General features: G+C 65.1%; 31 protein-coding genes. 17 read left to right on the top strand and 14 right to left on the bottom strand.

Annotation, left to right across the window (positions count from 1 at the left end):
• Positions 1-204: 204 nt before the first annotated feature.
• Positions 205-978, bottom strand: a complete 774-nt coding sequence (locus WDM24_RS08420) for a LuxR family transcriptional regulator (protein WP_338830837.1) — start codon at positions 976-978, stop codon at positions 205-207.
• Between the two features lie 79 nt (positions 979-1057).
• Between WDM24_RS08420 and WDM24_RS08425 the strand changes: the two genes are divergently transcribed.
• From WDM24_RS08425 to WDM24_RS08435, 3 genes are read left to right on the top strand one after another with little or no spacing between them, the layout of a single operon-like run.
• The gene (locus WDM24_RS08425) at positions 1058-1714 is read left to right on the top strand and encodes an acyl-homoserine-lactone synthase (RefSeq protein ID WP_338830838.1); all 657 of its coding nucleotides are present in this window, start codon (positions 1058-1060) and stop codon (positions 1712-1714) included.
• Positions 1674-3038, top strand: a complete 1365-nt coding sequence (locus WDM24_RS08430; protein ID WP_338830839.1) for a cytochrome P450 — start codon at positions 1674-1676, stop codon at positions 3036-3038. The genes WDM24_RS08425 and WDM24_RS08430 overlap by 41 nt, the downstream gene beginning before the upstream one ends.
• A gap of 38 nt (positions 3039-3076) precedes the next feature.
• A complete protein-coding gene (locus WDM24_RS08435) occupies positions 3077-3295 on the top strand; it encodes a hypothetical protein (RefSeq protein WP_338696560.1) in 219 nt (72 codons plus the stop codon).
• Positions 3296-3382: 87 nt separating this feature from the next.
• On the opposite strand, the gene ybaK is transcribed toward WDM24_RS08435, so the two are convergent.
• The gene (gene ybaK, locus WDM24_RS08440; protein WP_338830840.1) at positions 3383-3865 is read right to left on the bottom strand and encodes a Cys-tRNA(Pro) deacylase; all 483 of its coding nucleotides are present in this window, start codon (positions 3863-3865) and stop codon (positions 3383-3385) included.
• Between the two features lie 37 nt (positions 3866-3902).
• On the opposite strand from ybaK, the gene WDM24_RS08445 reads away from it, so the two are divergent.
• From WDM24_RS08445 to WDM24_RS08470, 6 genes are all read left to right on the top strand, one after another.
• Positions 3903-4031: a hypothetical protein gene (locus WDM24_RS08445; protein WP_338830841.1), complete on the top strand. Its 129-nt coding sequence runs from the start codon at positions 3903-3905 to the stop codon at positions 4029-4031.
• A gap of 181 nt (positions 4032-4212) precedes the next feature.
• Positions 4213-5505, top strand: a complete 1293-nt coding sequence (locus tag WDM24_RS08450; protein ID WP_166303015.1) for an adenylosuccinate synthase — start codon at positions 4213-4215, stop codon at positions 5503-5505.
• Positions 5506-5540: 35 nt separating this feature from the next.
• Entirely contained in the window at positions 5541-7118 is a 1578-nt protein-coding gene (locus WDM24_RS08455; RefSeq protein WP_338830842.1) for a hypothetical protein, read from the top strand.
• Between the two features lie 202 nt (positions 7119-7320).
• On the top strand, positions 7321-7755 hold the full coding sequence (locus WDM24_RS08460; RefSeq protein ID WP_166303019.1) for a DUF5413 family protein: 435 nt from the start codon (positions 7321-7323) through the stop codon (positions 7753-7755).
• 450 nt (positions 7756-8205) lie between these two features.
• On the top strand, positions 8206-8574 hold the full coding sequence (locus WDM24_RS08465; RefSeq protein WP_338830843.1) for a cyclic nucleotide-binding domain-containing protein: 369 nt from the start codon (positions 8206-8208) through the stop codon (positions 8572-8574).
• 138 nt (positions 8575-8712) lie between these two features.
• On the top strand, positions 8713-9249 hold the full coding sequence (locus tag WDM24_RS08470; RefSeq protein ID WP_338696571.1) for a DUF4112 domain-containing protein: 537 nt from the start codon (positions 8713-8715) through the stop codon (positions 9247-9249).
• 67 nt (positions 9250-9316) lie between these two features.
• On the opposite strand, the gene WDM24_RS08475 is transcribed toward WDM24_RS08470, so the two are convergent.
• The 6 genes from WDM24_RS08475 to WDM24_RS08500 form a co-directional block, all read right to left on the bottom strand.
• Positions 9317-9613 carry a hypothetical protein gene (locus WDM24_RS08475; RefSeq protein ID WP_166214135.1) on the bottom strand — a complete coding sequence of 99 codons (297 nt, stop codon included), beginning with the start codon at positions 9611-9613 and terminating at the stop codon, positions 9317-9319.
• 221 nt (positions 9614-9834) lie between these two features.
• Positions 9835-9999, bottom strand: coding sequence for a DUF3309 family protein (locus tag WDM24_RS08480; RefSeq protein ID WP_016844323.1), 165 nt, complete (start codon positions 9997-9999; stop codon positions 9835-9837).
• A gap of 236 nt (positions 10000-10235) precedes the next feature.
• Positions 10236-10541, bottom strand: coding sequence for a hypothetical protein (locus WDM24_RS08485; RefSeq protein ID WP_051346089.1), 306 nt, complete (start codon positions 10539-10541; stop codon positions 10236-10238).
• Between the two features lie 305 nt (positions 10542-10846).
• Positions 10847-11260: a peptide-methionine (R)-S-oxide reductase MsrB gene (msrB, locus tag WDM24_RS08490; protein ID WP_338830845.1), complete on the bottom strand. Its 414-nt coding sequence runs from the start codon at positions 11258-11260 to the stop codon at positions 10847-10849.
• 111 nt (positions 11261-11371) lie between these two features.
• The gene (msrA, locus tag WDM24_RS08495; protein WP_338830846.1) at positions 11372-12088 is read right to left on the bottom strand and encodes a peptide-methionine (S)-S-oxide reductase MsrA; all 717 of its coding nucleotides are present in this window, start codon (positions 12086-12088) and stop codon (positions 11372-11374) included.
• Positions 12089-12334: 246 nt separating this feature from the next.
• A complete protein-coding gene (locus WDM24_RS08500; protein ID WP_166303031.1) occupies positions 12335-13444 on the bottom strand; it encodes an ATP-dependent DNA helicase in 1110 nt (369 codons plus the stop codon).
• 219 nt (positions 13445-13663) lie between these two features.
• Between WDM24_RS08500 and WDM24_RS08505 the strand changes: the two genes are divergently transcribed.
• From WDM24_RS08505 to WDM24_RS08535, 7 genes are all read left to right on the top strand, one after another.
• Entirely contained in the window at positions 13664-14869 is a 1206-nt protein-coding gene (locus WDM24_RS08505; protein ID WP_338830847.1) for an LLM class flavin-dependent oxidoreductase, read from the top strand.
• Positions 14870-15184: 315 nt separating this feature from the next.
• Complete coding sequence (locus WDM24_RS08510; RefSeq protein WP_338830848.1) at positions 15185-16135, top strand: sulfonate ABC transporter substrate-binding protein; 951 nt, start codon at positions 15185-15187, stop codon at positions 16133-16135.
• 48 nt (positions 16136-16183) lie between these two features.
• Complete coding sequence (locus WDM24_RS08515) at positions 16184-17137, top strand: sulfonate ABC transporter substrate-binding protein (protein ID WP_166303037.1); 954 nt, start codon at positions 16184-16186, stop codon at positions 17135-17137.
• Positions 17119-18300, top strand: coding sequence for an FMNH2-dependent alkanesulfonate monooxygenase (gene ssuD / locus WDM24_RS08520; protein WP_338830849.1), 1182 nt, complete (start codon positions 17119-17121; stop codon positions 18298-18300). The genes WDM24_RS08515 and ssuD overlap by 19 nt, the downstream gene beginning before the upstream one ends.
• A complete protein-coding gene (gene ssuC, locus WDM24_RS08525; RefSeq protein WP_166303043.1) occupies positions 18297-19103 on the top strand; it encodes an aliphatic sulfonate ABC transporter permease SsuC in 807 nt (268 codons plus the stop codon). The genes ssuD and ssuC overlap by 4 nt, the downstream gene beginning before the upstream one ends.
• Before the next feature lie 8 nt (positions 19104-19111).
• Entirely contained in the window at positions 19112-19951 is an 840-nt protein-coding gene (locus tag WDM24_RS08530) for an ATP-binding cassette domain-containing protein (RefSeq protein ID WP_338832350.1), read from the top strand.
• 7 nt (positions 19952-19958) lie between these two features.
• Entirely contained in the window at positions 19959-20549 is a 591-nt protein-coding gene (locus WDM24_RS08535; protein ID WP_338830850.1) for a flavin reductase family protein, read from the top strand.
• A 17-nt stretch (positions 20550-20566) separates the two neighbouring features.
• Here WDM24_RS08535 and WDM24_RS08540 read toward each other — a convergent pair whose 3' ends face one another.
• Positions 20567-20947 (bottom strand): hypothetical protein, encoded by a 381-nt coding sequence (locus tag WDM24_RS08540; protein ID WP_166303049.1) that lies wholly within the window; start codon positions 20945-20947, stop codon positions 20567-20569.
• 169 nt (positions 20948-21116) lie between these two features.
• On the opposite strand from WDM24_RS08540, the gene WDM24_RS08545 reads away from it, so the two are divergent.
• Complete coding sequence (locus WDM24_RS08545; RefSeq protein ID WP_029079140.1) at positions 21117-21272, top strand: hypothetical protein; 156 nt, start codon at positions 21117-21119, stop codon at positions 21270-21272.
• A gap of 42 nt (positions 21273-21314) precedes the next feature.
• Here WDM24_RS08545 and WDM24_RS08550 read toward each other — a convergent pair whose 3' ends face one another.
• Genes WDM24_RS08550 through fliF form a run of 5 tightly spaced genes read right to left on the bottom strand, consistent with a single transcriptional unit; the run spans position 21315 to position 26465 of the window.
• Positions 21315-22700, bottom strand: a complete 1386-nt coding sequence (locus tag WDM24_RS08550; RefSeq protein ID WP_166214148.1) for a sigma-54 interaction domain-containing protein — start codon at positions 22698-22700, stop codon at positions 21315-21317.
• Between the two features lie 55 nt (positions 22701-22755).
• On the bottom strand, positions 22756-23106 hold the full coding sequence (fliN, locus tag WDM24_RS08555) for a flagellar motor switch protein FliN (protein WP_166303052.1): 351 nt from the start codon (positions 23104-23106) through the stop codon (positions 22756-22758).
• Positions 23107-23126: 20 nt separating this feature from the next.
• Entirely contained in the window at positions 23127-23750 is a 624-nt protein-coding gene (locus WDM24_RS08560; protein WP_166303055.1) for a FliH/SctL family protein, read from the bottom strand.
• The gene (gene fliG, locus WDM24_RS08565; RefSeq protein ID WP_029079136.1) at positions 23750-24835 is read right to left on the bottom strand and encodes a flagellar motor switch protein FliG; all 1086 of its coding nucleotides are present in this window, start codon (positions 24833-24835) and stop codon (positions 23750-23752) included. Before fliG ends, WDM24_RS08560 begins: the two co-directional genes overlap by 1 nt.
• A gap of 1 nt (position 24836) precedes the next feature.
• Positions 24837-26465, bottom strand: a complete 1629-nt coding sequence (fliF, locus tag WDM24_RS08570; RefSeq protein WP_338696596.1) for a flagellar basal-body MS-ring/collar protein FliF — start codon at positions 26463-26465, stop codon at positions 24837-24839.
• Positions 26466-26599 lie beyond the last annotated feature (134 nt).

A 26599-nucleotide genomic window follows, 5' to 3' on the forward strand; every position in this document is an offset into this window, starting at 1 on the left:
GTGGCCTGAGATGCTCGCATCCGCGTCATCCGGCCTTCGCTTTTTTATCAAGACTGTCCGCGAATGCAATCAGGGGGCGACGCGTGTGGTGAACCCAACCCGGATATATGACCTTGCCACATAATGCCGCGTTTCCTGTTCGCGGGGCCATGCGTTGGGCGCGGCAGCAGCCCTGAGCACGCTGCGATGGCCGCGCGGCGCCGCTCACAGGTCGATGATCCCGAGCGCGATGCTCTTCGCCACGCCATGCGTCTTGTTGGACGCTTCGAGCTTGCGCAGCGCCTGCTTGATGAAGCCTTCCACGGTCTCCGGCGAGATGCCGAGGATCTGCGCGGTGTCGACCACGGTCTTGCCGCGCGCCGCCCAGGCCATCACTTCCTTTTCGCGGCCCGTGAGCTTGATCGTCTCGGCGGCGTCGGCGGGCCGCAGGATGGTCGGCGCGTTGCGCTGGTCGCGGTTGACGATGTCCATCGCCCGCTGCACCCAGTAGATCATCAACAGATGCAGTTCATGCCGATGGCAGACGAACAGCTTGTCGAAATCGCGCGGCTGGTCTTGCCAGAAAAACACCGTCGAGCTCGAATGCACGGCTCCGAGCCGGTCGCGATAGTGGAACGGCACGACGAAGCCGTCCTTGAATCCGAACTCCCGGGCGGCATCCATCGTTTTGACCTCGGGCGCCCGCTTGTGTCCGCTTCGCTCCGGCAGCTTCAGGCTGCTCCAGCTGAATGGCGTGTTGGTGCGTCGCGACCGCGCCAGCGCCGGATCGGCATGGACGAACTCGTTCTGCACATACGCCCGCTTCCAGGCGTCGGGAAATGTGCCGATATGGTAGGGCAGATCAAGATCGGGCCGGCCGGCATCGACAAAGGCGAAACCCGAGAAGCCGTAGTTCTGGACAATACGATGCAATGACGAGCTGAGCTCGTCGATGGTATCTGACGCCTCGATGGTCGAAATCGCGTCTACCAGGCCCATTGACTAAAACCCCCGGTTTCCGGGGGTACCACAGTTGGCCCCTTTTGTTCCAGATGTTCCGCATTTGGAGGAAGGGATAATGCCGCATTCATTGGACGGCCTTCACGCTCTCATCACCAGAGAAGAGCTTGATCCGGCGCATGTCGGAGCGATGTTGCGGCTGCGCAAGCGGCTGTTCGTCGACCATTGCGGCTGGCTTCTGACCACGGTCGGGGATGTCGAACGCGATCAGTTCGACTGCTGGTATACCGAGCACTGCCTGTTGTTCTCCGGCGTCGAGCTCGTCGGCGGCTTCCGGGCGATCCGCACCGACTATCCCTATCTCACCAAGTCGGTGTTCCCGCAGCTTGCGGTGCGCCGCTTTCCGAGCCGCCGCGACGCTTGGGAGATCAGCCGTTTCGGCGTGCTGCCTGGTGTCGCGAGGTCGCAGACTGCACGCGTGAACTACGCGCTGATGTTCCGCTTCGCGGAGCTGCGCGGAGCGAAGGCGCTCGTGGCGCTGGCCGACCTCTCCTATGAGCGTTTTCTCACCCGCATGGACATCCGCACCCGCCGCTACGGCCGGCCGCAGGTGATCGGCAATGATCGCATGGGCCGCCCGCTGACGGCGCTCGCCGGAGAAATCCCGCTTGGTCTTGCCGACAATCCCGGCCTGACCAAATTCCTCGACCTTGGACGGCAATTGGAGATCCACGATGCTTCACATGTTCTCGGACGTTCGAGCATTCCAGCATGATCCGCTGCGTCTGTTGCTGACGCGCGGCAACGAGGCGGAGCGGGGGCTGGTGCCGTTGCGGCTCGGTCCTGCGCCGGTCTTCCTGGTGAACGATCCCGATCTGCTGCGCCCGATCCTCAAGGCGCCGGAGACCGACATCGGAAAGGGCAAGCTGATCAAGAAGCTGACGCCGGTGCTCGGCCGCAGCTCGCTGATGCTGAGCGGCGAGGAGCACAAACGGCGGCGGGTGGTGCTGCAGAAGCACATGGCCAAAGGCAGCGTCGAGAAATTCCTGCCGCATATGTGTGCCGAGATCCGCGCGGTCGGCGCCAGCCTGGCGCGGCTCGGATCGTTCGATCCGCACCACGTCACCGCGATGCTGGCGCTGCGGACGATCTGCGTCGCGATCTTCGGCTCCCAGGTGATGTCGTCTGGCGACGAGGAAGCCCTGGTTCAGGCCGTCGGCGCGATCGAGGACGATCTGGCGGAGGAGATGTTCCGCGCGTTGCCGTTCGGTCCGGTGGCGTGGTACCGCCGCCGCAAGAACCGGGTCTGCGCCAAGCTTGCCATGTCGACGGTGGTGCAGCGGCTGCGCCGCAAGGCGGGCTCGAGCAGCGCGCTGCGCGATCTCGAGGCGCTCGGTCTGAGTGATCGCGATCTCGAGGACGAGATCCTGACATTGCTGCTGGCCGGCCATCACACCACAGGTTCGACTGCGGCATGGATGTTCTACCACATGGCCGCCGATCCCGCGCTGATGGACGACATCGCCGACGAGGCCGCGGAGTGCCTGGGCGACGACGGCGAGCTGCGACTAGACGCGGTGAAGCGCGCCAATCTGAGCGCGACGCTGGTCAAGGAGGTTTGCCGGCTCTATCCCAGCGCCTGGTGGTTCTCGCGTGAGGTGATGCAGCCGGTGGCGATCGGCGGGCACGACCTCAAGGTCGGCACCTCGCTGTTGATCTGCCCCTGGCAATTGCAGCGCGATGGCAGGCATTTCGAGGATCCCCACCGCTTCCTGATGACGCGGCGCTACAACACCGATGCCTACATTCCGTTCGGTGCCGGTCCGCGCGCCTGCGCCGGGATGGGGGTTGCGATGCTGGAGCTGCAATTGCTCGCGCTCGAGATCGCCGCCGCCTATCGGTTCACCGCCGTCACGCCAAATCCGGCGCCGTGGCCGAAAGCGTCGGTGACGCTTATTCCGCCGCCCATGACGATCGACATCGAAGTCCGCGAAGTGCCCTCGCGCATCCTGCGCCTGGGCGAGGAAGCGCAGCACCTGCCCTACATTCCGTCCGCCGCCACGGCGTCCATCAGCACATTACAATCGGTATCCCAATGACAACACACATCACAACGGCCAGCATCGGGCAGAGGGCCATGGATCAAGTGCAAGTGCGCAGTTTGCGCGACGTCATCACGGTGTTGCTCGAGCAGCGCAGCATCGTGAGGGCGGCCGGCGCAACCTTTGCCGCACATTTGCTCGACCTCGCGATCATGCAGCTCCGGCTCAACGTCAACGATATTTCGGCGGAGGAATTGTCCGGCCTGTCCGACCTCGTTGGCGCCGAGTTCGGCAGGGACAAATCCCCGCATTGATCGCACAGAGCGTTTTCAACCGAAAACGATCATGCTCAGAACAAAGAGATAGAGCGGGACGACGTTTCGAAGAAAAGTCATCCCGCTCTAGTCTTGCGTCGCCACCAGCGCCTTCATCGTGGCGCCGGCGGCGAGCGCGGCGTCGTTCGGATCGATCTCGATCTGCAGGCCGCGCTGGCCGCCATTGACGAACACGGTGATGTGGGTGAGGGCGGTCTCGTCGATCGCGGTCGGCACCCGCTTCTTCTGGCCGAACGGGCTGATACCGCCGACATGGTAGCCGGTCAGCCGCTCGGCATCGGCCGGGCGCATCATTTTGGCCGACTTGCCGCCGAGCGCGGCGGCGAGCTTCTTCATGCTGACCTCGCAGTCGGACGGCACCACGGCGCACACCGGCTTGCCGTCGACCTCGGCCATCAGCGTCTTCAGCATCCGGCTCGGCTCGACACCGAGCGCCTCCGCCGCCTGCAGCCCGATGCTCTCAGCGCTGGAATCGTAGACATAGGTGTGGAGCTTGAAGGCAAGGCCTAGCTTCCGCAGCGCCATGGTTGCTGGTGTCGAATTGGGCATGGACCCTGCCGGTTAATCCAGCTGAATGATCGCCGCAATGGCGGCTGCGATCAATCGGCCGATCGTGTCGCACCGGGCCGCGCCAACATTAAATTCCGGCCAGGGCGGCGCCGCCGCGCACGGGGTGGAATTTTTAGGGGATATCAAAGGGTTGTCGTTCGTCTAAAAGGCATAAACGACCCCCTTCTTGCTTGCGAAGCCGGGCCGCTTCCGTTATCCGGTAGGCGCCTTGCGTGCGCACGGCCGGGCGCCGTGATTTGGGCTGGGCATATCATGCAGGATCGCTGTGGGCGGACGCGTTTTCGCCGCGATCATGGTCTGAAACACCTGAAGGGAACATCTTCGAAATGGCCAATGTTGTCGTCGTCGGCGCCCAGTGGGGTGACGAAGGGAAGGGCAAGATCGTCGACTGGTTGTCGGAACAGGCCGACATCGTCGTGCGCTTCCAGGGCGGCCACAATGCCGGCCATACGCTCGTGATCAATGGCGAGACCTACAAGCTGGCGCTGCTGCCGTCCGGCGTGCTGCGCCCGAACAAGCTGGCGGTGATCGGCAATGGCGTGGTGTTCGACCCGCAGGCCTTCCTCGACGAGGTCGCCAAGCTGAGGGGGCAGGGCGTTGCGGTCGGGCCGGACAATCTGCGCATCGCCGAGAACGTCACGCTGATCCTGCCGCTGCATCGCGAACTCGACTCCCTGCGCGAATCCGGCAACGCCATCACCTCGATCGGCACCACCCGCCGCGGCATCGGCCCGGCCTATGAGGACAAGGTCGGCCGCCGCGCCATCCGCCTGATGGACCTCGCCGACCTCGACACCCTGCCGCACAAGATCGAACGCCTGCTGGCGCATCACAATGCGCTGCGCCGCGGCCACAATCTGGAGGAGATCGACGGCAAGGGCATCCTGACCGAGCTGACGGCGATGGCGCCGAAGCTTTTGCCCTATGCCGAGACGGTGTGGCGGCTGCTCGACCTCAAGCGCCGCGAGGGCAAGCGGATCCTGTTCGAGGGCGCGCAGGGCGCGCTGCTCGACGTCGACCACGGCACCTATCCCTATGTGACGTCGTCCAACACGGTGGCGGCGCAGGCCGCGACCGGCACCGGCATGGGCCCGGGCGCGGTCGGCTATGTGCTGGGCATCTGCAAGGCCTACACCACCCGCGTCGGCCAGGGTCCGTTCCCGACCGAGCTGAACGACGAGATCGGCGAGGAAATCGGCCGCCGCGGCAAGGAATTCGGCGTCAATACCGGGCGCAAGCGCCGGGTCGGCTGGTTCGACGCCATGCTGGTGCGACAGACTGTCCGTACCTGCGGAATTGCCGGGCTGGCGCTGACCAAACTCGATATTCTGGACGGGTTCGACAGCATCAAGGTCTGCATCGGCTACAAGCTCGATGGCAGGGAGATCGACCATCTGCCGGCCGGCGAGGGCGCGCAGGCCCGGGTCGAGCCGATCTACGAGATCATCGAGGGCTGGAAGCAGCCGACCGCCAACGCGCGGTCCTGGGCGGACCTGCCGGCCCAGGCCATCAAATACGTTCGCCGGGTCGAGGAACTGGTGGGGTGCCCGGTCACCCTGCTGTCCACCAGCCCGGAGCGTGAAGATACTATTCTGGTACAGAATCCGTTCGAGGCTTAACGGGATATTACCTATATCCCACCAATTGTGTGGAAATGGCTGACTACTACCCGCTGATCGCCCGTGCCATCGCCGGACTGGACCCCAACGCTCCCGGCGAAGCCCGCCGCGCGCTGTACGCGCGGGCGCGGACGGCGTTGATCCAGCAACTCCGTGGCGTGCAGCCGCCGCTCTCGGAGTCCGAGATCACCCGCGAACGGCTGTCGCTGGAAGAGGCGGTTCGCAAGGTCGAGTCCGAGGCCGCGCAGCGCGCCCGCGAGGCCTCCCGCCCCGGTGGCGGTGCCTCCGCCCGCAGCAGCGATACGCTGCGCCGCGCCAATCCCAGGCCGCCCGAGGCCAATTCCGCCGACGCTGCCGCGCGCCCGCGGCCCCCGGCCGACCCCCGTCCGCCGCGCAATTTGCGCCCCGATGCGCCGCCGGCCTCGCCGCGGCCGCAGAACCCGCAGATTCCTCCTAACGTCCCGCCCGGCCTCGATACCCAGCCGCCACAGGCCCGGCCGGGTCCGCCGCGCCGCGGTCCGGAAGGCGCGCAGCCGCTGGTGCCGCCGGCCGCCCCGGGCGTGCGCGGTTTCCGCGACATCACCGCCGACGCCGACGATCTCGGCCGCGCCGCGGCGCAGGCCAGCCGCAACGCGCGCAAGACCTACGCCAACGTGCCGTCGCCCTCGCCGGAATTCGACCGGCTCGAGCCGAGCCTGGAGAACCGCGGCGCCGATCCCGACGCGCCGTATTCCTATGAGGAGTCGGTCGAGGAGCCGGAGCGTTACACCCCGCAGCCGCCGCAGGCGCCGCCGCCGCAACGGTCGCGCATTGGCAATGGCGAGCGCGAGCCGAGCAAGCCGCCGCGCGTCCGGTCGATGTTCCCGTTCAAGACCGCGATCGCGATCGGCATTCTGTTGATCCTGGTCGGCACCGGCATTCTGTTGCGGCAGCAGGTCACCACCTTCGTCAGCAGCCTGTTCAAGTCGTCCGCGCCCGTCGAGGCGCCGAAGGATGCCGCCGCGACGCCTGCGAGCAAGAAGATCACCGACCGCGTCGGCCAGCCCTCGTCGTCGGGCGAGCCGGTCGCTCCGGTGGCGCAGCGCGTGGTGCTCTATGACGAGGACCCGTCGGATCCGAAGGGCAAGCAATATGTCGGCTCGGTGGTCTGGCGCACCGAGCAGATCAAGGGCTCCGGCAACCAGAAGCCCGACATCGCCGTGCGCGCCGACATCGACATCCCCGACCGCAAGTTCAAGATGACGATGTCGTTCCGCCGCAACACCGATTCATCGCTGCCGGCCAGCCATACCGCGGAATTGACCTTCATCCTGCCGCAGGACTTCGCCAATGGCGGCGTCGGCAACGTGCCGGGCATCCTGATGAAGTCCAACGAGCAGGCGCGCGGCACGCCGCTGGCCGGGCTCGCGGTCAAAGTCACCGACGGCTTCTTCCTGGTCGGCCTCTCCAACGTCGACGCCGACCGCTCGCGCAATCTGCAGCTGCTCAAGGAGCGCTCCTGGTTCGACGTGCCGCTGGTCTACACCAACCAGCGCCGCGCCATCATCGCGATCGAAAAGGGCGCCCCCGGCGAGCGGGCCTTCAACGACGCCTTCGCGGCATGGGGTGAGTAGCGGCCTTCGCGCTCACCTCGCTGCTCACGATGTCATCGCCCGGCTCCGTCCGGGCGATTCCGTATCGCAGCGACATCGCGGCGGCCGTCTGTTGCAGCGCATTCGACGTGCAGAGCGCGGAACATTGCCGGGCGTTTTCGATTTTCTCTAGCACCGTCGCGCGACTGCGTTACACTCGCCTGACGTCGGGCAAGGGCACGCCATGAAACGCTATCTGATCTTCGCAGCCATCGGGCCGTTCATCGGCGGCTTCCTGCTGCTGCTCATGACCACCTATCAGTCCGGCTACTGGACCGAGACCAATGGCGGCGAGGTGGCGAAGCTGCTCGTCGTGTTCGTGAAGTCGCTGCAATATAATTATCTGTTCGGCATCGTGCCATCGCTGATGTTCGGCGCGATCGACGACATCCTGATGCATGTCAGGCGGATCGCGCCAACGGTGCGGATGCTGATTGTAGGCGCGGTGGCGTTCGTCGGCGCGGCGCTGATGTACGCCTCGCACGGCTCCGAAAGCGGTGCGGTGCAGTTCATCCTCTACGGGCTGGTCGGCTTCATCCCGGGCGTGATCACGTCCTGGCTGGCGCACAAATATGCCGAAGAGCTCTACCAGCCGGCGACGACGGCAGCCCAGCACTAGGCACGCACTCACAAGCGACAGTGTGCAACGGGAAGGCGGAAGTCGCCGGCTTCGGCGTGATCGACGGCTCGGGACCGAGCGGCGAAATGAGCGCGCCGCAATCGGACAAGGCAGCCGGGTTGAGCGCGCGGCGAGCAACAGATCGCACCGCTACGGTAATCTTATCGGTGCACCAGGCGCCGGTCGCGAGTCGGGCGCGTTGCCCTTCACATAACTGTCATACCGACGTCATCCAAGTGTAGTCCCAATGTCACACGCCCGCGTCGTCCTCATGAGCCGGCGGCTGTGGGGGCGATCGATGAGCGCGTCCATGGCCTCGGTCCTGACCTTGCCGATGGCGGTGCTGATCTCGGGCCTGCCGTACTTTGTTTTCTCGCATTCGTTTTAGCCGGAGCCGCAGACGACCGGGACGTATGAGACCTGCGTCCAGCTTCGGGGAAAGGGTTCATAGTGGTAGATGCAAGCTTTAGCCTTCTGACGGGCAACAATATCGAAACGCGCCTGGTCCGAGCCGGTGGCATCATTTTTCGCGAGGGCGAGCAAGCCAACGAGCTCTTCGTGGTCAAGAGCGGCTACGTGCGCATTCAGGTCGGCAACAAGACCGTCGCGGACCTCGCGGCTGATACGATCTTTGGCGAAATGGCATTGATCGACAACGAGCCAAGGAGCGCGACCGCCACAGCTCTCACCGATGTCGAGCTCGTCCCGGTCTCGGAAAAGCAGTTTCTCTTCCTCGTCAGCCAGACGCCGCATTTTGCCCTGAAGGTGATGAGGACGCTGGCCCACCGACTCAGAACCATGAACAAGGTCGTCGACTAAGCGAGGCGAGCGAAAACCGCTGCTTCCGCCGCCGTTTCGGCGCGCGGTGCTTGATGCGGCCGTGAACGTGACGGAGCCTCAAACGTGACACAGTGGTAATGTGACGCAACTTGAACCGCTTGCCTGCGTTACCATGTGATGGCCATGCCCGAGGACGACATTTTCATGCCCCACGCTGCGCGATCGCGGCCGCCTTTCGGCGGGGCGCAGGCGCGCGGCAAGGTCATCGACCAGGACGGGCGCGAATTCTCCGACGCCACGCTGCATCCGCAGTTCGAGGGTTTCCAGTTCGACTTCCGCAACGCCAGCGCCAATCCGTTCGGCAATCTGACGCGCGAAGAGCGGCTGGCGCGGCTCGAGATGATCGCAAAGCTGCTCGACGTCGCCTTCATCGTGCCGGGCACCAATGTCCGTTACGGCATCGACGGGCTGATCGGCCTGATCCCCGTGGTCGGCGACATCATCACCACCGCGATCTCGCTGTGGCTGGTGCGCGAGGCCCGCTTGCTGGGCGCGCCCTGGCACATCACGGCGCGGATGCTCGCCAATGTCGCGGTCGACGGCGTGATCGGCATGGTGCCGGTGGCGGGCGACGCGTTCGACGTCATGTTCCGCGCCAATATCCGCAATGTGCGGATGCTGCGGCGCTGGCTGGACAAGCAGCCGCGGATCTAACGAACTCCCCAAAACAAAAGCCCCCGGATCGGTCCGAGGGCTTTTCGTTTTAGGAGGAGCGGAAAGGTTACGCGGCGTCGGCGTCGGCGTCGGTCTGGCTGGCGGCGGGGCGCGGACGACGCGGCAGCGGGAAGCCTTCGCTCTCATACAGCGAGCGGATGCCGTTCTGGTCGAAACGGGCTTCCTCGACCTGCAGATAGGCGCCGTTCAGCGAATCCGCCGGCAGCTCTTCCATCGCAAAGCGCACGGCTTCGGCGGCAGTGCCGAAACGGCGATAGGCGAAACCAGCCCGCTTCTTCTTGCGGATGGCGGCAGGAAACAGCTCGGCAGACGTGTTGTAGTTGAACGGACGCAGGGGACGCATGGTCGACGACCTCTTGTGTTCTTGGCGCGATGCGGCGAAAGGGATTTTGGGGACGGCGGCCTACCATCGGCGGCGCGCCGTACGTGTCATTTCGACCCCTAATATAGGCCTCTTTGACAAAAATGCGACCCCAGAAGCGGCCCCGGCAAGGCACATGCTGAATCCGCGCATAGCACGCGATCGGGCTGAATAATCCCTTTCATTTCAGAGTCTTAAGGCTCTCATATCTTGTCGAGCCAGGCCAGGATCGCGACCACGATCAAAATCACCCCGAAAAGGCCCATTCCGGAGTGGCCGAGGCCATAGCCATAGCCGCGGATCCGGCCGCTATAGCCGCCTAGGAGGATAATCAGCAGGAGGATGATGAGGATCAGTCCGAGCGACATGGCGCCCTCCTCAGAATAGGCGGCAGCCGCACGGCGAGACGCCGACGGCCCCGCGAATTCGGAGCAAAGCACATTCCGGCCCGCGAGTCGTTAACTTCAGTCCTCATTCCGGGGCGATGCGCAGCATCGAACCTCAGGTGCGCAATTGCGCACCGGGGAATCTCGATATCCCCCGATGCGCGATTGCGCATCTGAGGTTCAGTCCTGCGGACTGCCCCGGGATGACGGCTTCGCCGTCACTTCTTGCTTTCGTCGATCGGCAGCACCTTCAGCGGGGTCGGATAGGGCTCGACCCGCAGAGAGTCGCTGGCGATCAGGCCGATCTTGTGCAGCGGCGCCTGTTCGAGATCGCCGGCGGCCGACTTGTGCACGGCGTATTGCCAGACGCTCATCGAGCCCTTGGCGACCAGCATCTTGGCGATGCCGCCGGCATTCTGGCCCTCGACCTGCGCGAGATCGGCATCGGTCAGGCCGATGACGATTTCGTCCTTTGAGGTGATGACCTTGAACAGCGAGATCTTGTCGGCGGCGAACGCTGGCATGCTTAAAGTGCTCCCCACGATCAGGCCGGCAAGACCGAGACCCAACAAAAGCTTTCCTGGAATCCGTGACATCAACATTTCCTCATGTTCAGGCGCGCCAAGGCCGCAGCGGCCAAAACAAACCCCGCGCGACCGGTTCTTGGTCGCGCGGGGCGAGGAAATTGTTCGACGTGAGGGCGGGATATTTGCCGAACCCGCTATTGCCATTGCCGGGCTTGACCCGGCAATCCATCGTGAGGAAGGACTCATCCCTTGATGGATGCGCGGGTCAAGCCCGCTCATGACGAGCGGTAGTGACTGACGCGTTACTTCTTCTCGTTCAGCTTCAGCGCCGCCGAGTTGATGCAGTAGCGCAGGCCGGTCGGGCCGGGGCCGTCGTTGAAGACATGGCCGAGATGGCCGTCGCATTTCGAGCACAGCACCTCGGTGCGGATCATGCCGTGGCTGACATCGCGCTCCTCGTCGACATGGCTCTCGATCGCGGGCCTGGAGAAGCTTGGCCAGCCGCAGCCGGAGTCGAACTTCTGGTCGGATTCGAACAGCGTCTGGCCGCAGCCGGCGCAGACATAGGTGCCCTTGCGGGGATCATGCTCGTATTCGCCGGTGAAGGGGCGCTCGGTCGCCTTTTCCCGCAGCACCGCATACTGCATCGGCGTCAATTCCTTGCGCCACTCGGCCTCGCTCTTGTGAACCTTGCCGTCGGTTTTGGTGTCGGACATGGAAACTCCCTTGTTGGTCGTCATTGCGAGCGCAGCGAAGCAATCCAGGGTGAGGGACGCACGATGGATTGCTTCGTCGCTTCGCTCCTCGCAATGACGGAGACTATTCCCTTAGTTGGTGGCCTTGGTGCTGCTTACCAGCGTCGGCTTCTCGATGTAGTTCTCCGCGAAGATCTTCTTCAGGTTCTCGACCTTCGGGATGTCGTTATAGGCAATATAAGGTTGGGTCGGGTGCAGCGTCAGATAGTCCTGATGGTAGCCCTCCGCCGGATAGAACGCCTCCAGCGCGCCGACCTTGGTGACGATCGGCTTCTTGTAGACCTTGGCCGCGTTGAGCTGGGCGATATAGGCGTCCGCGACCTGCTTCTGCTCGTCGCTGGTGGTGAAGATCGCCGAGCGATATTGCGTGCCGGAATCGGGGCCCTGCCGGTTCAACTGGGTCGGGTCGTGCACGACCGAGAAGAAGATCTGCAGGATCTTTCCGTAGGAGATCTTCTGCGGGTCGTATTTGATCTCGACCGATTCCGCGTGGCCGGTCGTGCCGGTCGACACCTTCTCGTAGTCGGCATTCGCCTTGCTGCCGCCGGAGTAGCCGGACACCGCACTGACGATTCCGGCGGTGTGCTGGAACACGCCCTGCACGCCCCAGAAGCAGCCGCCGGCCAGCACCGCGGTCTTGATGCCGGCCTCCGGCGCGCTTGCCGCGGGCGGCGGGATGATCACGGCGTCCTCGGCGGCAAGCGAGGGCGCAACGGCAAAAGCGGCGACGGCCAGCGCGCCGATCGTGGCGGCGCACAGCGAGAGGCGGCTGAGGGAGCTTTTGGGCATGGGTTCCTCGTGGGATCGCAATTGGGGGCCAGTCTAGAGCGGCAGCCGGCATTGGCAAATCGGGCCGGGCTGCTCCGACGCTTCAAAATACGGGTCAGCGCGCGTTTTGTTACGCCGCCGGCCACACGGTTTCGTGAGGGAAAGCTGGTCGAAGAGTGTCATTCCGGGGCGGTCCGCAGGGCCGAACCTCAGATGCGCAATTGCGCACCGCAATTCGATGCTCCGCATCGCCCCGGAATGACTCCGTCACACCACAATGCTCAGCCGCTTCGCAGCCCGCGTGATGCCCGTGTACAGCCACCGCGCGCGCGAATCCTGGAACGCAAAGCTCTCGTCGAACAGCACGACGTCGTCCCATTGCGAGCCCTGCGACTTGTGCACGGTCAGCACATAGCCGTAGTCGAACTCGTCATAGGGCTTGCGCTGCTCCCATGGAACGCCCTCGACGCCGCCGTCGAAGCATTCGCCGCGCACCGAGACTTTTGTGACCTTGTAGCCGAAATCCTCATCCGGCATCACGCGCATGGTGATGATCTTCGATTTCGACTGCGCGCGTGCCTTGACCCGCCACAGCCCGCCGTTGAACAGGCCCTTCTTGCGGTTGTTGCGCAGGCAGACCAGCTTGTCGCCGGCGACGGGGAGCGGGTCCTCGATGTTTTGCCGCTGCCGCACCCGCATGTTGTAGGCGCGGCGGGTGTTGTTGCGGCCGACCAGCACCTGGTCGGCGCGCATCACGCGGTCCGGATCGAGCTCCTTGCGCGACACCACCTCGCTCTCGCCGTGGCGGCCGATCTCGAGCTCGCGGCCCTCGCGGATATCCATCGACATCCGCACGATCGGATCGTCCTGCGCCTGGCGGTGCACCTCGGTCAGCATCGCGTCCGGCTCGGCATCGGTGAAGAAGCCGCCGCCCTGGATCGGCGGCAATTGCGCGGGATCGCCGAGCACCAGCAGTGGGCAGTCGAACGACATCAGATCGCGGCCGAGCTCGGCGTCGACCATCGAGCATTCGTCGATCACGATCAGCTTCGCTTTTGACGCGGGAGCGTCGTCCCAGAGCTCAAAACTCGGCTGCTCGACGCCGGATTCACGGGCGCGATAGATCAGCGAGTGGATCGTGGAGGCGCTGTCGCAGCCCTTGTTGCGCATGACCAGCGCCGCCTTGCCGGTGAAGGCCGCGAATTTCACCTCGCCGTCGACGCCTTCGGCGATGTGGCGGGCGAGCGTGGTCTTGCCGGTTCCGGCATAGCCGAACAGGCGGAACACCGGCGGCGTGGCGCCCTTGCCGGGCTTGGCCTTGAGCCAGTCGGCAACTGCTTTCAGCGCGGAGTCCTGGTGCGGCGTGAAGGTGGTCATGTGGCTTTCGGAGGAATGAGCGCGCGACCGATAGCGCCGCGACTCGTGCCAGCACAAGCTAAACATTCATGCGTTCCGATCAAGCTATCTCCCGCTGCACGGAATTGGAGTTTCGCCCCCGAGGCTGGACTCGGGTCGCGCCGCCACTAGACTGACTGAAAACAACAAGCGGTCGGGACCACAACAAGTGGTCGGGAGCGCGACCTTGGGAGTGACGCCATGAAATTCGGCATCTTTTACGAGCTGCAACTGCCGCGCCCCTGGAATGACGGCGACGAGCTCCGCCTCTACCAGAACGCGCTGACGCAACTCGAGACCGCCGACCGGCTCGGCTACGACTATGCCTGGGTCGTGGAGCATCATTTCCTCGAGGAATATTCGCATTCGCCGGCGCCGGAATCCTTCCTCGCCGCCGCGAGCCAGCGCACCAAAAACATCCGGCTCGGCCACGGCATCTTCCAGCTCACCACCAATCACCCCGCCCGCGTCGCCGAGCGGGTAGCGGTGCTCGATCTGCTCTCTAACGGCCGCTGCGAGTTCGGCATGGGCGAGAGCGCCTCGATCACCGAGCTGACGCCGTTCGGCCGCGACATGGAGACCAAGCGCGAGGTGTTCGAGGAGGCCGTGCAAGCGATCTTCCCGATGTTCACCAAGATCGGCACCGAGCATCACGGCAAGTATTTCGACATCCCGCTGCGCAACGTCGTGCCGAAGCCGATGCAGAAGCCGCATCCGCCGCTCTGGATGGCCTGTTCGCAATTGCCGACCATCGAGCGCGCCGGGCAGAACGGATTTGGCGCGCTCGGCTTCCAGTTCGTCAGCGCCGAGGCGGCGCATGCCTGGGTGCACGCCTATTACAACGCGATCACCAAGCGGCTGAAGAAGCTCGCCGACTACGAGATCAATCCGAACATGGCGCTGGTCTCGTTCTTCATGTGCGCCGAGACCGACGAGGAAGCACGCAAGCGCGCCGATGGCGCGACCTTCTTCCAGTTCGCGCTACGCTATTACGGCCAGGCGCAGAGCCGGCAGCGGCCGGCGCCCGGCACTGTCAACATGTGGGACGAGTACAACAAATGGAAGCGCGAGAACCCGGAGGCGCAGGAGGCCGCGTTGCGCGGCGGCCTGATCGGCTCGCCGGAAACGATCGCCAAGAAGCTGCGGCGCTTCCGCGCCTCGCATATCGATCAAGTGATCCTGCTCAACCAGGCCGGCAAGAACACCCATGAGCACATCTGCGAGTCGCTCGAGCTGTTCGGCAAGGAAGTGATGCCGGAGTTCCAGCACGATCCGGAGCACGATGCCTGGAAGAAGGGCGTGTTGAGTGGTGCGATCCAGCTCGAGGAGATCGACACCCAGGCGTTCTCGGATCGCTATGGCAAACTCGCGGTCAATGTCGCGCCGAAAACCGCCGCCGCGGGCTGATCGATTGCTAGAGCATCGGCTCTGATTGGATCAGAGCCGATGCTCCAGATTCTTGTTGACGCGCTTTCTTCACGCGAACCGGTACCCACTTCGCTCGAAAACGCTCCTGTGCAGCGACCTCGCGATCTCGTGAGGAAAATAATTCGCTACGCGCGCTCCGCGCCTTAAAAGAAACGACCCGCGCGATGCCTGCACCGAAGTGCTGGCATCGCTATTTTTGTGCGGTGCTCGACAGCTTCATTCGTGCGCCCCATCATCCTGACAACGCATGATCGCGCGCTCCGAAGCGCGCTTGATCGTCAGGAGAGTTTTGGAATGAAGCGTCGTGAGTTCCTCCAGCTGTCGCTCGTCACAGCTGCCGCTGCCGCGCTGTCACGGGGTGCGCAGGCCCAGGCGGACGCGAAGGAAATTCGTATCGGCTATCAGAAGAACGGCGTGCTGGTTATCACGCGCCAGCGCGAGGCCCTGGAAAATCATTTCAAGCCGCAGGGCATCAGCGTGAAATGGGTCGAGTTCTCCTCGGGCCCGCCGATGATGGAAGCGATGAATGTCGGCAGCGTCGATTACGGCGCCGTCGGCGATTCCCCGCCGATCTTCGCCCAGGCCGCGGGCGCGGCCATCGTCTATGCCGCGGCCCAGCCGATCATCAATGGTTCAGGCATCCTGGTGCCGCAGAATTCGGCAATCACAGGCATCGCCGATCTCAAGGGCAAGCGCGTCGGCTTCACCAAGGGATCCAGCGCGCATAACGTCGTGATCCAGACGCTGGAGAAAGCCGGGCTGACCTATAACGACATCACCCCGGTCTATCTGACGCCACCGGACGCCGGCCCGGCTTTTGCCAATGGCGGCATCGATGCCTGGGCGATCTGGGATCCGTATTTCGCGATCGCCGAGACCAAGCAGAACGGTCGCATTCTGGTCAAGACTCGCGACATCACCAAGACCAACTCGTTCTACATCGCCAACCGCGACTTCGCCCGAAATCACGGCGCCGTCCTGCAGCAGATCGTCGATGTCACGACGTCGTCGGCGGCGTGGGCGCAGGCGCATCCCGATGAGGTCGCGAAATCCCTGGCCGCCGTCACCGGCGTGCCGCTCGATATCCAGACCATCGCGGCGCGGCGAGCCGGCTTCTCGGTCGGGCCTGTGACTGACGACATCATCGTGACCCAGCAGGGCGTCGCCGACCGCTTCTTCAAGCTCGGCCTGATCCCGAAGCAGATCGCGATCCGCGACATCGTCTGGCGCAATCCCCAGACCTGATCGCTCCTTGGTCAATTCCTTGGTCAATTCAATGCAGAGGACATTCCCATGACGCGTTTATTTCGACGCTGGATTGCTCGCGCAGTGCTGTCGGTCGGCATCGTCGCAGCCAGCGTCGGCGTTTCCTACGGCCAGGACAAGGTCGTCCGCATCGGCTTCCAGAAATACGGCAAGCTGGTGCTGCTGAAGAGCAAGGGCTCGCTCGAGGAGAAGCTGAAATCGGTCGGCTACAAGGTCGTCTGGACCGAGTTTCCGTCGGGTCCGCCGCTGCTCGAAGCGCTCAATGTCGGCGCGATCGATTTCGGCAACACCGGCGAAGCGCCGCCGATCTTCGCGCAGGCCGCCGGTGCGCCGATCCAGTATGTCGCCTATGAGCCGCCGGCGCCGAAGGGTGAGGCGATCCTGGTGCCAAAGGACAGCCCGATCAAATCGGTGGCGGAGCTGAAGGGCAAGAAGGTCGCGCTGAACAAGGGCTCCAACGTCCACTATCTGCTGGTGAAGGCGCTGGAGAAAGCCGGCGTGAAATATTCCGACGTCGAGGTCGCCTATCTCGCGCCCGCCGATGCGCGCGCGGCGTTCGAGCGCGGCGCGGTCGATGCCTGGGTGATCTGGGATCCGTTCCAGGCCGCGGCAGAGGCTGCGACCGGCGCGCGCACGTTGGCCGATGGCACCGGCGTCGTCGCGAACTATCAGTTCTATTTCGCCTCGAAGCAGTTCCTGCACAGCGATCCGAAGATCGTCGAACTGGTGCTGGCGCAGCTCAGCGAGGTCGATGACTGGGCCAAGGGCGATATCCACGCCGTTGCCGAACAGCTGGCGCCGAGCATCGGCCTCTCGGTGCCGGTGGTGGAGGTCGCGCTGAAGCGCCAGTCCTACGGCATCAAGCCGGTCACCGACAGCGTGATCGCGGATCAGCAACAGGTCGCCGACGCGTTCTTCGCGCTCGGCCTGATCCCGAAGCAAATCAAGATTTCCGACGTCGCATGGAGACCGGGCACGTGAGCACCGCAACCAACGCCAATATCCTCTGGTTCCTGCCGACCCACGGCGACAGCCGCTACCTCGGCACGGCGATCGGCGGGCGCGAGGTGAACTTCAACTATCTGCGCCAGATCGCGCAGGCTGCGGATCAACTCGGCTACTACGGCGTGCTGCTGCCGACGGGGCGGAGCTGCGAGGATTCCTGGGTGGTGGCATCGGCCGTCGCGCCCTGGACCGAGCGGTTGCGTTATCTGGTGGCGGTCCGGCCCGGCCTGCAATCGCCGAGCGTCGCCGCCCGCATGACCGCGACGCTGGACCGGCTGTCGAACGGCCGTCTCCTGATCAATGTCGTCACCGGCGGCGATCCGATCGAGAACAAGGGCGACGGCATCTTCCTCGACCACGACGAACGCTACGCGGTGACGCGCGAGTTCCTCAACGTCTACAGCGATCTCTTGGCGGGCAAGACGGTCAATGTCGAGGGCAAGCACATCCGGATCGAGGACGGCCGCTTGCTGTTCAATCCGGTGCAGTCGCCGCGGCCGCCGTTGTATTTTGGCGGCTCGTCGGACGCCGGCATCGACGTCGCGGTCGACACCGTCGACAAATATTTGACCTGGGGCGAGCCGCCGGCGCAGGTCGCCGAGAAGATCGCCAAGGTGAAGGCGGTGGCGGCGCAGCGCGGCCGCAAGCTCTCGTTCGGCATCCGCCTGCATGTCATCGTGCGCGAGACCAATGCGGAGGCGTGGCGCGCCGCCGACGAGCTGATCCAGTACGTCACCGACGACACGGTCGCTGCCGCCCAGAAGATCTTTGCGCGGATGGACTCGGTCGGCCAGCAGCGCATGGCGCAGCTGCATGGCGGCCGCCGCGACCAGCTCGAGATCAGCCCGAACCTCTGGGCCGGCGTCGGCCTGGTGCGCGGCGGGGCCGGCACCGCGCTGGTCGGCGATCCCCAGACGGTCGCCGCGCGGATCAAGGAGTATCAGGACATCGGCGTCGATACCTTCATCATGTCGGGCTACCCGCATCTCGAGGAAGCCTATCGCTTCGCCGAGCTGGTGTTCCCGTTGCTGTCGCTGGCGCAACCCGGCAACGTGACGCCGATCCGCGTCAACACCGGGCCGTTCGGCGAGACTATCGGCAACGACTACCGTCCGCAGAAGCAGGCATCGCAATCATGAGTCTCATCGACAGTCTCCCGCGCGTCGGCGCGCCCAAGCTTCCGAAGGTCGACGGTCTGATCCCCTGGATCGTGCCGCTCGCCATCATCCTGATCTGGCAGCTGGCCTGCGTCACCGGTTTTGTTCCCTCGCGCGTGCTGCCGGCGCCGTCCGACGTCGCACTGGCGGGATGGAAGCTGCTGCTGTCAGGTGAGCTGATCCGCAACATCTGGGTCAGCTTCTGGCGCGCCTCGATCGGATTTGTGATCGGCGGCAGCATCGGCTTCGCCTTCGGGCTCGCCAATGGGCTGTCGCAGCTGTCGGCGAAGCTCACCGACACCACGCTGCAGATGGTGCGCAACATTCCGCATCTGGCGTTGATCCCGCTGGTCATCCTGTGGTTCGGCATCGACGAGTCGGCAAAGCTGTTCCTGGTCGCGCTCGGCGTGTTCTTCCCGATCTATCTCAACACGCTGCACGGCATCCGCACCGTCGACCCGCAGCTGATTGAGATGGGCCGCATCTACGGCATGAGCGACGGCGAGCTGTTCCGCCGGGTGATCTTCCCCGGCGCGCTGCCCTCGATCTTCGTCGGCCTGCGCTTTGCGCTCGGCATCATGTGGCTGACCCTGATCGTCGCCGAGACCATCGCGGCTTCGTCGGGCCTCGGCTACATGGCGATGCAGGCGCGCGAGTTCATGCTGATCGACGTCGTCGTGCTCTCGATCCTGATCTACGCCTTGCTCGGCAAGCTCGCCGACAGCGCCTCGCGGGCGCTGGAGCGGCTGACGCTGTCGTGGCACCCCGCCTTCCAGAAGAAGTGAGAATGAGAATGCAAGAAGCGCTTCGTTTCCAGCCCGTCGACGCCGAGCCGGTCGACCGCGCCGATATCGTCGTGCAGGCACGGCAGCTGCGGCGCGGATCGGAAGGTGCGACCCGCGGTCTGTCGCTGACCATTCGCGGCCTGCGCAAGGCATTCGGCGACAATGAGGTGCTGCGCGGCATCGACCTGCACATCCCGGCCGGCCAGTTCGTCGCGATCGTCGGCCGCAGCGGCTGCGGCAAGAGCACGCTGCTGCGCCTGATCGCCGGCCTCGAGGCGCCGACCGCGGGCAGCATCGCCTTCGGCGAGGAGCCGCGGGCGCAGGACGTCCGCGTCATGTTCCAGGAGCCGCGTCTGCTGCCCTGGGCGCGGGTGCTCTCCAATGTCGAGGTGGGTTTGGGGCGCGAGCGCTCCTCTGCGGACGCGCAGGCGCGCGCCGAGCAGGCGCTGGTCGAGGTCGGCCTCGGCGAGAAGCGCGGGCAGTGGCCGTCGGTGCTTTCGGGCGGCCAGAAGCAGCGCGTAGCGCTGGCTCGGGCGCTGGTCAGCCAGCCGCGCGTGCTGGCGTTCGACGAACCGCTCGGCGCGCTCGACGCGCTGACCCGGATCTCGATGCAGCAATTGCTGGAGCGCGTCTGGCGCGACCAGGGCTTTACCGCGATCCTGGTGACGCATGACGTCGCCGAGGCGGTCGCGCTCGCCGACCGCGTGCTGGTGATCGAGGACGGCCGGATAGCGCAGGACGTCACGATCGACCTGCCGCGGCCGCGCCGGCGGGGCTCGGCCGAACTCGCCGCGCTGGAGGGCGAGATCCTGAAGCATCTGCTCGAAGGCAGCGAAGACACCCTGTGAGGTCGCCATGAATTCCGTCGTCCGCAATGTTTCGATCGAGCCCGCGGTGGCGGCCGCTGAATTCCGCGGCGCGATGCGCCATCTCACCGGCGGCGTCAGCGTCATCACGGCCGGACGGGCTAAGGACATTTCGGGGATGACGGTGACCTCGGTGTCGTCGCTGTCGGTCGAGCCGCCGTCGCTGATCGTCAGCATCAACCGCGCTGCCTCGTCGTGGCCGCTGATCGCGCGCCATGGCGTGTTTGGCGTCAACATCCTCACCGCCGATCAGCTCGAGATCGCCGAGCGCTTCACCGGCAAGGGCGGCCTGAAGGGCGCGGACCGCTTCACTGGCGCCGAATGGACGACGCGCGCCTCCGGCGTTCCGCTGCTGGTCGGCGCGCTTGCCGCTGTTGATTGCGAGGTCGAGGAGATCATCGAACGGCATTCGCACGCGATCGTCATCGGTCGCGTGCTCGACGTGATTGCCTCTGAGCGCACCGCCGCGCTGGCGTACTGGCACGGCGAGTATGTCGCGATCGACAAGGAAGAAGACGCCGCCAGGCTGGCCGAAGTCAGCCTGCCGTCACGTCACGTCCATGCGAGGGGCGTGCGCTAGGGCCCCCAGATCAGGCTTTAGAGGATTGCGGTCAGCGTCGCCGGGCTGTCGATGATCACGGTGCTGCCGCGGACGCCGTACCAGACCGCCTGGACGGTCTGAGCCGCATTGCCGAGCGGGATGCCGACGACCAGCGTGGTCGGAATGCGGCCAAAGCTCGACGGAGTCCCTTCGTTATAGGTAAAGCTCGCGGTAACCGTGGAGACCGCGCCATTGAGGGCGATGCCGAACGTGCCGCCGGGAATATCAGTGCCGGTCGCGTAGGGCATCGGAACATTCAGGATGATGATGGCGGTGGTGCCGACGCCCTCGGGAATCGTCAGGGTGAGGCCTTGGATCGGCGTGAAGGTCGAGGAATTGGTGGACAGGGTGCCGGCGGTCTGCGCGTAAAGGGCCATATCTCTCTCCAGTTGTCAAAGGACGCTAAAACAATAGGAGATTGAGTAAGGCAAATGGCTGCTAGATACAAGAGATGACAGGCGGCGGGGCCGGCGCGGCATGTTGGCCGTGGCGCTTTCTTGATCAGCGCATTAAATGCCGGTCGGATTTCAGAGACGTGACGGTTCGATGAAGCGCGCAGGAACCTGGCTGTTCTATCTCGTCGGTGCAATAGCCGTCGGCTATCTTGCGCTATATGCGTATGCAACCTTTACCGGCCGCGACATCACGCCCGGCGATCCGATCCGAATCTTCCGTAAGCCCGACGCTCCAAGCTACTCGTGACGTGAGGCAATCGCGGCAGGAGGGCCCTGCCGCGTGCGGTCCTCAACCAGCGCTGGCCATCCGCTGATAGTCGGGAGCGCCATTGCCGGCCGGGGTGATCGGGATGCCGCCGTCGGCATATTCGTTGAGCTTGTTGCGCAGCGTGCGGATCGAGATGCCGAGGATGTTGGCGGCATGGGTGCGGTTGCCGAGGCAGTGCTTCAGCGTTTCCAGGATCAAATCGCGCTCGACGTCCGCGACGGTGCGGCCGACTAGCGCGCGGGTGACCTGCTCGGCGGCAAGCGTGGCGTGCGCGACCGCGGGCGCGGTCTTGGCGAGGTCGAGCCGGTCGCCGTCGGGGGTGAGGATCGCCTCAGCACCGATCTCGTCGCCCTGCGCCATCAGGACGGAGCGATGGATGGTGTTCTCGAGCTCGCGGACGTTGCCCTGCCAGCGGTTCGCGGTCAGGACGCGGCGGGCCTCGGTCGAGACCGGGCGGACCGGCAGGCCGTTGGCCTCGGCATATTTCTTGGCGAAGTGCTGCGCCAGTTCGAGGATGTCGGCCGGGCGGTCGCGCAGCGGCGGGATCTTCAAATTGACGACGTTGAGGCGGAACAGCAGGTCCTCGCGGAAAGAGCCTTCGCGCACCGCCTCCGACAGATTGCGGTTCGAGGTTGCGATGATGCGGATGTCGACCGGGACCGGCTTGGTGCCGCCGACGCGGTCGATCACGCGCTCCTGGATCGCGCGCAGCAGCTTCGACTGCAGGCGGACGTCCATCTCGGAGATTTCGTCGAGCAGCAGGGTGCCGCCGGTCGCTTCCTCGAACTTGCCGATGCGGCGCGCCACCGCGCCGGTGAAGGCGCCCTTCTCATGGCCGAACAGCTCGGATTCCAGGAGGTGCTCCGGGATCGCCGCGCAGTTGATCGAGATGAACGGCCGCTTGGCGCGGGCCGAGCGGGAGTGGACATAGCGCGCCAGCACCTCCTTGCCGGTACCGGATTCGCCGGTGATCATGACCGAAGCGTCCGAGCCCGCGATCTGCTGCGCGAGCTTGATCACCCGGCCCATCGCCTCGTCGCGCCAGATCAGGTCGCGGGCGTCGTTGGCGACCGCGGCGAGCACCGCTGCGATCAATTCGGGATCGGGCGGCAGCGGGATGTATTCCTTGGCGCCGGCATGGATCGCGGCGACCGCGGCGCGGGCGTCGTTGGAGATGCCGCAGGCGACGATCGGCACGTGGATGTGCTCGGCCTCGAGCCGCATCACGAGGTCGCGGATGTCGAGGCCGACGTCGACCAGCAGGAGGTCGGCACCCTTGCCGCCGCGCAGCACGTTCATCGCCTGTTCGATGGTTTCGGCGTGGGTCACGGAGGCGCCGTTGTCCATCGCGATCTTGGTCGCGGTCGTGAGCTGGCCCTTCAGGGTGCCAACGATGAGAAGCCGCATGATGATCTCCTGTTCGTCTGGTCGCGCAGGTTCCGCGCGCTACCGTTGGGTCCGTTTAAGAACGTTCAGTCTTGATGATTTCGGTCATGGTCACGCCGAGCTTGTCTTCCACCAGCACCACTTCGCCACGCGCCACCAAGCGGTTGTTGACGTAGATGTCGATCGCCTCGCCGACGCGGCGGTCGAGTTCGAGCACGGTGCCCGGTCCGAGCTTCAGGAGGTCGCCGACGTCCATCTTGGAGCGGCCGAGCACCGCCGAGACCTGCACCGGCACGTCGAACACGGCCTCGAGATCGGCCGCGATGCGCGCGGCATTTTCGTCCTCGTTGTAGCCGATGTCGTCGATCCCGGGCGCGTCGGCGGAATTGAGATCGGGAAGCGGGACGTGGGTGTCGGTGTCGCTCATGGTTCAGCCCTCAATCGCCGTCAGCCGGCCTGGCCGCGGGACGCCAGATAGCGCCCGACGAGTTCGTTGATCTTGCCTTCGATCGCGGCACGTTCCAGCACCACGCCGCCGTCAGCCCATTCTATCCGGCAGTCGCCGGTCGCAATCGTCGGCTCGGCCAGGATCACCAGCCGTCCCTGGAAGCCGCTCTGCGCCGCCATCCGCTCGATATTGTCGTGCGCCGCCTCGTAGAGCGCGTCATTGATGCGGACCACGAGATGCGGCGTCGCCACCAGATGCGAGAAGCAGTCAGAGACCAGCGCGGTGATCTCGCCGAGCGGCTCGCGCGCAACCAGTTCGGTGCAGAGCTTGCGGGCGACTGCGACCGCGACGTCCACGGCCTCGGTCTCCATCCGCGTCTCGATGCCGGCAAAGCGCGCCGCGATGCCCTTGATCGCGGTGCCGATCTCTTCCAGCGCCTGCGCCGCGCGGCGGTCGCTCTCGACCTTGGCCTCGCGTAGCGCAGCTTCATAGCCGGCACGATACGCCCGCGCCTCGGCGTCGGCGACCTTCTGCGCGACCTCGGCCGGGGTCGGCGCGCGCTCGCGGGCGCGGTCCGGCGCCGAGAAATCCGTGTCGAACAGGAATTTCGCGGGCGCGGCCATCAGTACACCAGTTCGTCGTCGGCGCGGTTCTTGGTCAGCGTGATCTCGCCGCGGGCGGCGAGATCCTTGGCGAGGTTGACCAAGAGCGCCTGCGCCTCGTCGACGTCGCGCAGGCGCACCGGACCCATCGCGGCCATGTCGTCCATCAGCATCTTGCCGGCGCGGGAGGACATGTTGCCGAGGAAGAAGCTGCGCACCTCCTCGTTGGCGCTCTTCAGCGCGACGCCGAGCTTGTCCTTGTCGATGTTGCGCATCAGCGTCTGGGCCGAGGCAGCATCGAGCTTGATCAGATCGTCGAAGGTGAACATCAGCGCCTTGATGCGCTCGGCGGATTCGCGGTTTTCCTCTTCCAGCGAGGTGATGAAGCGGGTCTCGGTCTGGCGGTCGAAATTGTTGAAGATCTCGGCCATCACCTCATGGGCGTCGCGGCGGCGGGTCTGCGACAGGTTCGACATGAACTCGGTGCGCAGCGTCTGCTCGACGCGCTCGATGACTTCCTTCTGCACCGCCTCCATCCGCAGCATGCGGCCGACCACGTCGAGCGCGATGTCCTCGGGCAGGATCGCCAGCACGCGGGCGGCGTGCTCCGGCTTCAGCTTCGACAGCACCACGGCGATGGTCTGCGGGTATTCGTTCTTGAGGTAGTTGGCGAGCACCTCTTCCTGCACGTTGGAGAGCTTCTCCCACATGTTGCGGCCGGCGGGGCCGCGGATCTCGTCCATGATGCCGGTGACGCGCTCGGCCGGCAGGTACTGCTGCAGCAGCCGTTCGGTGGCGTCGAAATTGCCCATCAGCGCGCCGGAGGCCGACATCCGCGAGACGAACTCCAGCATCAAATCCTCGACCACGTCGGCCTCGACGGTGCCGAGCGTCGACATGTGGACCGACAGCTCGCGGACCTCCTCGTCGTCGAGCATCGACCAGATCTTGCCGCCATACTGCTCGCCGAGCGCCAGCATCAGGATCGCCGCGCGCTTCGGGCCGGGCAGCGGCTTGCCCTTGGGCCGGGCACTCTGCCGGTTCGCCAGCGTCGACAGGACGGTGGCGATGTCGTTGGCGTTGGTGGTCTGGGGTACTGCGGCCATCTCAGCTCTCTACTGGCTCGCTCAGCCATTGACGGACAATGGAGACGGTTTCGTTCGGATTGCGTTCGGCGAGCTCGCCGACCCGGTGCACGGCCTGGGCGTGGACCTGGCCCTGGATCTGGGCGACGTCGATCAGTTGCGCTGCGCCGCTGCCGCTCGGGATCAGCGCCTGGCCGGTCGTACCGGCGCTCTCGGCATGGGCTTCGGCCATCGCCGGCACACCCGCGCCGATCAGCGCCGGAATGGCGTCGGCGGCGACGATGCGCTTGACCAGGGGGCGGACCACCATGAACAGCACGACGAGGCCCAGCATCATCATCACGCCGAGCTCGATGACGTACATCACGTCATCCTTGGTGAATTGCAACATGCCGAGCAGGCCGGTCGGCTCGGCGATCGGCTGTGTGGCGGGCGGTTCGGCGAAGCGCAGGTTGACGACCTCGACCTGGTCGCCGCGCTTCTGGTCGAAGCCGATCGCGGAGCGGACCAGGGTGGCGATGCGGTCGAGCTGCTCCTTGGTGCGGTCCTGATAGACCATCTCGCCTTTTTCGTTCTTGGAATAGGCGCCGTCGACCAGCACCGCGACCGAGATGCGGTTGACGCGGCCGGCCTCGGTCACCTCGGTCTTGGTGGTGCGGGAAATCTCGTAATTGTTGGTTTCCTCGCTCTTCTTGCTCTGGTCGCGGGCGCGGACGGCGTTGTCCTGGTTCTGGTTGCCCGGCAGCTCGTTGTTGACGGTGACCTGGCCGGAATTGTCGGCGGTGGCGCTGCTTTCCTCGCGGGTCTGGGTCGAGCGCAGCACGCGCCCCTCGGGGTCGAACTTGTCCGAGGTCTGGGTGATCTTGTTGTAGTCGAAGTCGGCGGAGAGCTGGACGCGGGCGCGGCCCGAGCCGACCACCGAGGAGACGATGTCCTCGACCTGCTTGCGCATCCGCTTCTCGAACGCGGCGCGGCGCTCGTCGCCGACCGTGGCGTCGGCATCGGATTGGGCGCCATCGGCCAGCAGCGAGCCGGCCTCGTCGACGATCGAGACCCGCTGCGGCTTCAACCCGTTGACCGCGGAGGCGACGACGTGGCGGATCGCCCGGATCTGCTGCGGCTCCAGCGCGCCGCGCACCCTGAGCACGATCGAGGCCGAGGGTTCCGGCGTTTCGCGCGAGAACAGCGGCTTTTCCGGCAGCACCAGGTGGACGCGCGCGGCCTGGACACGATCGATGGCGCGGATGGTGCGGGCGAGCTCGCCCTCCAGCGCGCGCAGATGATTGATGTTCTGGACGAAGCTCGTGGTGCCCAGGGCGTCCGACTTGTCGAAGATCTCGTAGCCGACGCCGCCGCCCTTGGGCATGCCGCCCTCGGCGAGCTTCATCCGGAGCCGCGTCACCTTGTCCTTCGGCACCATGATCGCGGCGCCGTCATTGCGCAGCTCGAACGGGATCGCCTGGCGCTCCAGCTCCTTGATGATTCCGGAGGAATCCTCGGTCGACAGGTCGGTGAACAGGGTGGTCATCTGCGGCGTGGTGACACGCATGATGACGAAAGCGAAGAAACCGATCAGGGCTGCGGTGACCGCAACCATGGCCCCGAGACGGGCCGCACCAAGACCTCTCAGGAAAGCAACCAGACTTTGCACCAACGGCCCCCAGGGATTCGGCCCAAGCGGGTCCGACTGGGCAAATATTGCCTAGGGTATGGTTTCCATATGGTTAACGAAGGTTAAGAACCGCGGCAAAATCGCGGACATGAAAAAAACCGGCTTCGAAAAGC

The organism is Bradyrhizobium sp. 27S5 (assembly GCF_037217225.1).
In the GTDB taxonomy this organism is placed as follows: domain Bacteria; phylum Pseudomonadota; class Alphaproteobacteria; order Rhizobiales; family Xanthobacteraceae; genus Bradyrhizobium; species Bradyrhizobium septentrionale.

Coding starts and splice junctions, on each gene's coding strand:
- WDM24_RS08455 (WP_338830842.1), top strand. CDS start 5,541: ATGGCTGACTACTACCCGCTGATCGCCCGTGCCATCGCCGGACTGGAC.
- WDM24_RS08515 (WP_166303037.1), top strand. CDS start 16,184: ATGACGCGTTTATTTCGACGCTGGATTGCTCGCGCAGTGCTGTCGGTC.
- WDM24_RS08435 (WP_338696560.1), top strand. CDS start 3,077: ATGGATCAAGTGCAAGTGCGCAGTTTGCGCGACGTCATCACGGTGTTG.
- WDM24_RS08540 (WP_166303049.1), bottom strand. CDS start 20,947: ATGGCCCTTTACGCGCAGACCGCCGGCACCCTGTCCACCAATTCCTCG.
- WDM24_RS08475 (WP_166214135.1), bottom strand. CDS start 9,613: ATGCGTCCCCTGCGTCCGTTCAACTACAACACGTCTGCCGAGCTGTTT.
- WDM24_RS08425 (WP_338830838.1), top strand. CDS start 1,058: ATGCCGCATTCATTGGACGGCCTTCACGCTCTCATCACCAGAGAAGAG.
- WDM24_RS08460 (WP_166303019.1), top strand. CDS start 7,321: ATGAAACGCTATCTGATCTTCGCAGCCATCGGGCCGTTCATCGGCGGC.
- fliN (WP_166303052.1), bottom strand. CDS start 23,106: ATGAGCGACACCGACACCCACGTCCCGCTTCCCGATCTCAATTCCGCC.
- msrA (WP_338830846.1), bottom strand. CDS start 12,088: ATGCCCAAAAGCTCCCTCAGCCGCCTCTCGCTGTGCGCCGCCACGATC.
- WDM24_RS08545 (WP_029079140.1), top strand. CDS start 21,117: ATGAAGCGCGCAGGAACCTGGCTGTTCTATCTCGTCGGTGCAATAGCC.
- WDM24_RS08530 (WP_338832350.1), top strand. CDS start 19,112: ATGCAAGAAGCGCTTCGTTTCCAGCCCGTCGACGCCGAGCCGGTCGAC.
- ssuD (WP_338830849.1), top strand. CDS start 17,119: ATGGAGACCGGGCACGTGAGCACCGCAACCAACGCCAATATCCTCTGG.
- WDM24_RS08445 (WP_338830841.1), top strand. CDS start 3,903: ATGGCGGCTGCGATCAATCGGCCGATCGTGTCGCACCGGGCCGCGCCA.
- WDM24_RS08430 (WP_338830839.1), top strand. CDS start 1,674: ATGCTTCACATGTTCTCGGACGTTCGAGCATTCCAGCATGATCCGCTG.
- WDM24_RS08500 (WP_166303031.1), bottom strand. CDS start 13,444: ATGACCACCTTCACGCCGCACCAGGACTCCGCGCTGAAAGCAGTTGCC.
- WDM24_RS08535 (WP_338830850.1), top strand. CDS start 19,959: ATGAATTCCGTCGTCCGCAATGTTTCGATCGAGCCCGCGGTGGCGGCC.
- ybaK (WP_338830840.1), bottom strand. CDS start 3,865: ATGCCCAATTCGACACCAGCAACCATGGCGCTGCGGAAGCTAGGCCTT.
- WDM24_RS08485 (WP_051346089.1), bottom strand. CDS start 10,541: ATGCCAGCGTTCGCCGCCGACAAGATCTCGCTGTTCAAGGTCATCACC.
- WDM24_RS08505 (WP_338830847.1), top strand. CDS start 13,664: ATGAAATTCGGCATCTTTTACGAGCTGCAACTGCCGCGCCCCTGGAAT.
- fliG (WP_029079136.1), bottom strand. CDS start 24,835: ATGGCCGCAGTACCCCAGACCACCAACGCCAACGACATCGCCACCGTC.
- WDM24_RS08420 (WP_338830837.1), bottom strand. CDS start 978: ATGGGCCTGGTAGACGCGATTTCGACCATCGAGGCGTCAGATACCATC.
- WDM24_RS08560 (WP_166303055.1), bottom strand. CDS start 23,750: ATGGCCGCGCCCGCGAAATTCCTGTTCGACACGGATTTCTCGGCGCCG.
- msrB (WP_338830845.1), bottom strand. CDS start 11,260: ATGTCCGACACCAAAACCGACGGCAAGGTTCACAAGAGCGAGGCCGAG.
- WDM24_RS08480 (WP_016844323.1), bottom strand. CDS start 9,999: ATGTCGCTCGGACTGATCCTCATCATCCTCCTGCTGATTATCCTCCTA.
- WDM24_RS08550 (WP_166214148.1), bottom strand. CDS start 22,700: ATGCGGCTTCTCATCGTTGGCACCCTGAAGGGCCAGCTCACGACCGCG.
- ssuC (WP_166303043.1), top strand. CDS start 18,297: ATGAGTCTCATCGACAGTCTCCCGCGCGTCGGCGCGCCCAAGCTTCCG.
- WDM24_RS08450 (WP_166303015.1), top strand. CDS start 4,213: ATGGCCAATGTTGTCGTCGTCGGCGCCCAGTGGGGTGACGAAGGGAAG.
- WDM24_RS08510 (WP_338830848.1), top strand. CDS start 15,185: ATGAAGCGTCGTGAGTTCCTCCAGCTGTCGCTCGTCACAGCTGCCGCT.
- WDM24_RS08470 (WP_338696571.1), top strand. CDS start 8,713: ATGGCCATGCCCGAGGACGACATTTTCATGCCCCACGCTGCGCGATCG.